This is a genomic window from Nocardia farcinica, from assembly GCF_029867845.1.
Classification (GTDB): domain Bacteria; phylum Actinomycetota; class Actinomycetes; order Mycobacteriales; family Mycobacteriaceae; genus Nocardia; species Nocardia farcinica_A.
On record NZ_JARWRU010000901.1, the window covers coordinates 1 to 6280 of the forward strand.

The following is a 6280-nucleotide window of genomic DNA, read 5'->3' on the forward strand; positions in this document are numbered from 1 at the left end:
GTCGGCGGGGGGCGGGGGGCGGGGGGGCGGGGGCGGGGCCGGGGGGGGGGGGGGGGGGGGGGGGGGGGGCGATGCGCAGCCGCCGGTCGGGAGCCACCAGCACCGCGGTGATCGGAACCGCCAGCGAGAGCATCCCGATCACGAACATCGGGACGAGGAAGCCGAACAGGTCGTCGCCCGGCGGTCGCCCGACGCTCTCGTCGAGCGCGATGTCCATGCCAGCCAGGCGTACGTAGTGCATGCCGAGGGTGCCGACCGCGAACAGCACCGATGCCGCGATCAGCACCCGGATGGGCGCGCGCCGGACGACGAACCAGAGCGTGGCGGTGGCGATGGCGACCGCGATCACCGCGGCCAGGATCACCGCCCACCACGCCGAGGACACCGATCCGCGCACGTGGATGCCGTCCATCGCGACATACAGCATCACCGAGGTGCCCAGCCCCATGACGGCGCCCGCGATGCCGAGCCGGGGCAGATCGGCCTGCGAGCCGAGCGACAGCAGGCCGCCGAGCACCGCGGCCACCGCGATCACGCCCGCGGTGATCAGCCGGGCGGACTCGTAGCGGATCAGGCCGTCGTCGGTGGGGGCCACGCCGAGCATCGAGACGAAGACCGCCAGCCAGGTGCCGACACCACCGAGGCACACCGCGGCGGCCACCTGCCAGACCAGCCGGAACTTCTGGGTCACCGATTCGGTCGACTGGCGCACGCAGATCAGGCCGACCAGGGCGCCGACCACCGAGACCAGCGCCGCCAGGCCGAGGACCCAGTAGCCCATGGAGAAGTAGCTCACCGCGGCAGCACCCTCACGCCCGTCCGACGGGCTGTTCCCGCTGCTGAGCGGCCAGACGCTGGATCGCGTACTCGGTCACCGCCGCCAGCGCCTGGCGCACCTCCATGGCGTTGCGGGCGTCGATGTCGACGATCGGCACGATCGGGCGGACCGAGAGGGCCTCGCGCAGCTCCGCGACCGGGAAGCGCGGGGCGTCGGGGAACCGGTTGACCGCCACCAGGAACGGCAGGCCGCGGGCCTCGAAGAAGTCGACCGCGGCGAAGCTGTCCTCGATGCGCCTGGTGTCGACCAGCACCACCGCGCCGATGGCGCCGCGGATCAGGTCGTCCCACATGAACCAGAAACGGCGCTGGCCCGGCGTGCCGAACAGGTACAGGGTGAGGTTGCCGGGCAGCATGATGCGGCCGAAGTCCATCGCCACCGTGGTGGTTTCCTTGCCCGGGGTGGCCGCCAGGTCGTCGATGCCGTCGGAGAAGCCCGTCACCATCGCCTCGGTGCGCAGCGGCACGATCTCCGAGACGGCGCCGACGAAGGTGGTCTTGCCCGCACCGAAACCACCGGCGACGACGATCTTGGTCGAGGCGGTGCGGTTGTCCTGCGGCGCCGTGCCGCCGAACGGCGTGGGGTTATAGGGCGCGGAGTCCACGCAATGTCCTCTCCATCAGGGACAGGCGTTCGTCATAGCTCGCCTGGTCACTCAGGGTCCAATGCACACGCAGCGTTCCAGCGACGACGAGATCTCCGATCACGACGCGCACCAGACCCAGCGGGCGCTGGAGTTTGGCGGTGATCTCGGCGACCGACAGACGCGCGGTGCCCAGCCGGACGATATCGGTGCGGATATCGCCGACCGGCCATTCGAGATGGGCAGTGTAGGAGATGGTCTCGATGACCGCCTCCAGGGGAAGGTCGACCGCGGGCTCGGTCCGGCCCGATGTCAGTGCATAGGGGCGGACTCGGGTAGGCGGAATACCCGGCCCCCCGCCGGATGGGGTGGACATGCCACTCTCAGACGGCACTACGCGCGGTCGCCTGGACCACCGAGCCGACCCGGTCGACGAGCAGTGCCATCTCGTAGCCGATGCGTCCGATGTCGTGGCTCTTGTTGGCCAGCACCGCCAGGTGCGAGCCGTTGCCGACCGTCATGACGAGCAGGTACCCGCGCTGCATGTCCACGATGGACTGCATCACCTTGCCGCCGTTGAACAGCTGGGCCGCACCGGTGGACAGACTGGCCAGGCCTGCGGTCACCGCGGACAGCTGCTCGGCCCGGTCCGGCGGCAGGTGCGGGCTGGTGGCCTGGAGCAAGCCGTCGGCGGAAACCAGCACAGCGTGGGTGACCCCGGGCACGTCCCTGGTGAAGCGGGTGACCAGCCAGTTCAGGTTCTCGTCCGTTGTGGTGCTAGGTTTCTCGGTCACTCGAGCCCTCCGTCGTTGTACTGGGCGTCGGCCCGCCCACTGCGGACCCCGCTGAGATGCCTGGTCAAACTGTTGCGGATCTCTTCTGGATCACGCGCGTTCGATTCGTTGGCCGGCGCGAGACCGCCCGGCACCAGCTGGGCGCCGGGGCGGCGGATCGGCAGGCCGCCGTTGGTCCGTCCGGACACCGTGGGCTTGCTGGCCTCGGCGGCGGCCTTCCAGCCGGTGTCGCCGGGCGCTGACCAGTGGCCGCCGCTCGCGTCGTCCTTGTCGTCCTCGCCCTCCGAGCCCGAGGAGGCGGGCTCAACCAGCCACTCCGACACCATGCGCTGATAGATCGGCGTCGGCGACTCGGTGGTGACCGGGCGCAGTCCGGTCGAGGTGGTCTGCGCGGGCGAGCTCTGGCCGGAGTCGGTCTGCGCGGACGCGCCGGACGGCTCGCGCCGGGGGATCGGAACCTGCTGGGGGACCGGATCGCCGGGGACGTAGACGTCGGTGACGTACGGATCGCCCTGGTAGCTGTCGAAGGCCCGCGCGGACCCGCCGGAGTACACCTCGGTGGGGTGGCTGTCCGCGCCGTCGGGCCCGCCGCCGGTGGCGTTCGATTCTGCCGTGTCGGCCCCGGTGTCCTTGCCGTCCTGGACGGGGTAGGTCTGCGTCGCGTAGTCGGGGCCGAGCGCCTCGGCCGGGAACGACTCGGGCGCGGGGGTGTCGGCGTACTCCGCGGGCTCGGCCCACACGTCCACCTTCGGCGACTCGCCGGTGGCCGGACCCGAGGCGTTCTGCTCGGGCGAGGGCGCCACCCGGATGGCCGGACGACGCTGCGGCAGGCCGTTGCTGCCGGTGCCGATGGCGGACCTCGGCGGCTCGCCCGCCTCGGCCTGGGCGGGCGTCGGCACCGGCTGCAGGATCCTCGGCTGCGGTGCGCCGGGCAGGTCGAAGGAGGAGGTCTGCTCCGGCTTCGACGGCGTGGGCGAGAGCAGTTCCTTGGGGTTCTTGTCGGTGGGCGGCAGCGTGGTCACCAGCGAACCGGGCAGGTGCACGCTGGCGGTGATGCCGGGCTGCTGGGTCATCGCCGAGGTACGGCGCAGATTCACGGTGATGTTGTGGCGCTTGGCCAGACGGCCGACCACGAACAGGCCCATGCGGCGCGCGGTCTCGACGGTCACCTCGCCACCGGAGGCCAGGTGGCTGTTGACGGTCTGCAGGTCCTCGGCCGACATGCCGAGGCCGCGGTCCATGATCTCGATCAGGTAGCCGCCGTCGACCGAGCGGGCCACCGACACCGCCACCGAGGTGGTGGGCGGGGAGTAGCGCAGCGCGTTGTCGATCAGCTCGGCGAGCAGGTGCTCGATGTCGACCGCGGGCTCGCCGGGCACCACGCCGTCGGGGGCGGCGCCGATCTCCACTCGCTGGTAGTCCTCGACCTGGGAGACCGCGCTCCAGAGCATGTCCGACAACGGCACCGGCGGCAGGTGGCCGCGGCGCAGCGCGGTGCCGGCCAGCACCAGCAGGTTGTCGCCGTTGCGGCGCATGCGGGTGGCGAGGTGGTCGAGACGGAACAGGCTCTGCAGGCGGCCGGAGTCGTCCTCGTCGTGCTCGAGTTCCTCGATGAGCGAGAGCTGCTGCTCGACGAGGGACTGGCTGCGCCGCGAGAGCGTCTCGAACATGCTGCCGATCTGCAGGCGCAGGCGGGCCTGCTCGGCGGCCAGGTGGAGCGCCGCGCCGTGGATGTCGTCGATGGCTCGGGCCAGCTGGCCGATCTCCTCGGTGGTGTGCACGTCGACGCGGGTCGGTTCCGGGGTGGCGCCGCCGGAGCGCACCACCTCGAGCTCGTTGGGCAGGTCGACGTGGGCGACCTGCAGGGCGCCGTGCCGCAGGCGGCGGATCGGGAGCACCAGCGAGCGGGCGACCGCCAGGGCGAGGGCGAGACCGGCCAGCAGGGTGGTGACCACGATCGCGATGTCGCGCAGCACCACGCCGCGCAGTTCGGCGGTCCGGTCGGCCAGCTTGCGGTCGATGATGTCGAGGAGGATGCCGGTGGCCTCGGTGTAGGCGTCGGTGCTCTGGCCGAGCGAGGCGTAGACGACCTCGTTCTGCGACAGGCGGCCGGTGCTCTGGCCGATCGCGCCGATACGGGTCTGCACCGCCTCGAGCAGCACGTCGGCGTTGGCCGCGGAATCCGGGCTCAGGTAGGCGTAGACGTTGATGAGAACCATCTCCGCGCCCAGCATCGTCAGCAGGTTCGCCTGGCTGGCCGGGTTGGCGTCGGAGGTGGCCACCGTCAGGTGCTCCTGGGTGAGCAGGCGGCGCTTGTTGGCGATGAGGCCGAGCTGCAGGAAGTACCGCTGAATGGTGATTTCCTCCAGCGAGTTCGAGACCGCCGTGGCCGCGATGATCCGGTCGCCCACCTGGCCGACCTGTTCGGCGATGGTCACCGGGGAGCTGGCCCGCAGCCCGTTGCGCATGGCGCGACCGGCCGCGATGGCCGCGGAGAGCTCCTGGGTGACGTCGTCGGCCTCGACCGAGCGCAGCGCCGTCTCCAGATCGGCGGTCGCCTGGTCGAACTCGGCGGCGGCTTCGTCGGTCACGACGTCGGCGTCGCTGCCGGGTTCGGCGGTCACGGCCGCGATCGCCAGTTCCTCGGCCGCCGCGCCGAAGGTGAGCATCGGGCGCACCAGTTGCGCCTGCGCGGTGGCGGCGTCGAGCTGGGAGATGAGGTTCAGCTCGTCGTTGATCCGCAGCGCCGCGAAGGTCGACGCCAGCACCACGGGGAGCAGGAGCACGATCCCGACCTTGCGGGTGACTGGCCAGTTCGACAGGCTGAATTGCCGGGAACGCGGTGCTGCATCCATCCGCTTCCGTCGCCTCCACTCCGCGCGGGTCCCCGGGATGGTTAGCGGCTGTTCAACTAGTCCAGGTCAATCAAGTCCAGGAACCAACCCGTGAACCAACCCGTTGAGAACCAACTCGAGGTCTTGTTTTTACCGCAGGGAACATACCGTGCCTGACTTGTAACGGCAATCCGGGGCGGAGGCGGCGATTATTCTCTAATATGCGCGCCGCTAACGCCTTTCGCACCGAAACGGACCAGGCGGACGGCCTTGCGGCGCACGGTCTCGCGGGAAAGCCGCTGGTCACCCGTCCGGCTCGGCGTGTCGCCGGGGCCACCGGCCCTGCGGCGTGTCGCACGGACCCTCTCAGTCGGCTCTCAGTCGCTGCGGTCAGACTGGTCGCATGCGGATTCTGGTAGTCGACGACGATCGGGCCGTCCGGGAGTCGCTGCGCCGGTCGCTGACCTTCAACGGCTACACCGTGGACCTCGCCGTCGACGGGATGGACGCCCTGGAGAAGGCCGCGGCCCAGCGCCCCGACGCCCTGGTGCTCGACGTCATGATGCCCCGCCTGGACGGCCTCGAGGTCTGCAGGCGTTTGCGCAGCACCGGCGACGATCTTCCGATTCTGGTTTTGACGGCCAGAGATTCGGTTTCCGAAAGAGTCGCCGGACTCGACGCGGGCGCCGACGATTATCTGCCCAAGCCATTCGCGCTCGAAGAATTGCTGGCGCGTTTGCGCGCCTTGCTGCGCCGCCGCGCCGCAGATCCCGGGGAGATCTCGGAGGCAATGCACTTCGCCGATCTGTCCCTTGACCCGGTGACCCGGGAGGTCTCCCGCGGCGCCCGCTCGATCAGCCTCACCCGCACCGAGTTCTCCCTGCTGGAGATGCTCATGGCCAACCCGCGCCGGGTGCTGACCCGCAGCCGCATCCTCGAGGAGGTGTGGGGCTACGACTTCCCCACCTCCGGCAACGCGCTCGAGGTCTACATCGGCTACCTGCGGCGCAAGACCGAGGCCGAGGGCGAGCCGAGGCTCATCCACACCGTGCGCGGGGTCGGTTACGTCCTGCGCGAGACACCGCCCTAGGCCGCGGGTATGGCACGCAGCACCCCGCGACGTCCCCGGGGCGCGCCCGGCCCCCCCGGCGCGCCCCGGCCCCCCCCCCAGCGCCCCCCCCAGGCGCGGCCGCGGTGGGGTTAGCGGCGCGGGGGGGGGACCCAGCGGGCC

General features: G+C 71.0%; 6 protein-coding genes. 1 reads left to right on the forward strand and 5 read right to left on the reverse strand.

What is annotated here, in order from left to right; all coding sequences use genetic code 11:
- The 5 genes from QH283_RS19835 to QH283_RS19855 all read right to left on the reverse strand — a co-directional run.
- A partial coding sequence (locus QH283_RS19835; RefSeq protein ID WP_280504487.1) for an MHYT domain-containing protein occupies positions 1 to 796 on the reverse strand: 796 nt, incomplete at its 3' end.
- Positions 797 to 809: 13 nt separating this feature from the next.
- Positions 810 to 1442 carry a GTP-binding protein gene (locus QH283_RS19840; RefSeq protein WP_280504488.1) on the reverse strand — a complete coding sequence of 211 codons (633 nt, stop codon included), beginning with the start codon at positions 1440 to 1442 and terminating at the stop codon, positions 810 to 812.
- Positions 1423 to 1797, reverse strand: coding sequence for a DUF742 domain-containing protein (locus QH283_RS19845; protein WP_051027397.1), 375 nt, complete (start codon positions 1795 to 1797; stop codon positions 1423 to 1425). Before QH283_RS19845 ends, QH283_RS19840 begins: the two co-directional genes overlap by 20 nt.
- A gap of 7 nt (positions 1798 to 1804) precedes the next feature.
- The gene (locus tag QH283_RS19850; RefSeq protein ID WP_280504489.1) at positions 1805 to 2215 is read right to left on the reverse strand and encodes a roadblock/LC7 domain-containing protein; all 411 of its coding nucleotides are present in this window, start codon (positions 2213 to 2215) and stop codon (positions 1805 to 1807) included.
- Positions 2212 to 5001 carry an ATP-binding protein gene (locus QH283_RS19855; protein WP_280504490.1) on the reverse strand — a complete coding sequence of 930 codons (2790 nt, stop codon included), beginning with the start codon at positions 4999 to 5001 and terminating at the stop codon, positions 2212 to 2214. Before QH283_RS19855 ends, QH283_RS19850 begins: the two co-directional genes overlap by 4 nt.
- Positions 5002 to 5452: 451 nt before the next feature.
- On the opposite strand from QH283_RS19855, the gene QH283_RS19860 reads away from it, so the two are divergent.
- Entirely contained in the window at positions 5453 to 6139 is a 687-nt protein-coding gene (locus tag QH283_RS19860) for a response regulator transcription factor (protein WP_280504491.1), read from the forward strand.
- The last annotated feature ends 141 nt before the right edge of the window (positions 6140 to 6280 follow it).

Coding starts and splice junctions, on each gene's coding strand:
- QH283_RS19845 (WP_051027397.1), bottom strand. CDS start 1,797: ATGTCCACCCCATCCGGCGGGGGGCCGGGTATTCCGCCTACCCGAGTC.
- QH283_RS19860 (WP_280504491.1), top strand. CDS start 5,453: ATGCGGATTCTGGTAGTCGACGACGATCGGGCCGTCCGGGAGTCGCTG.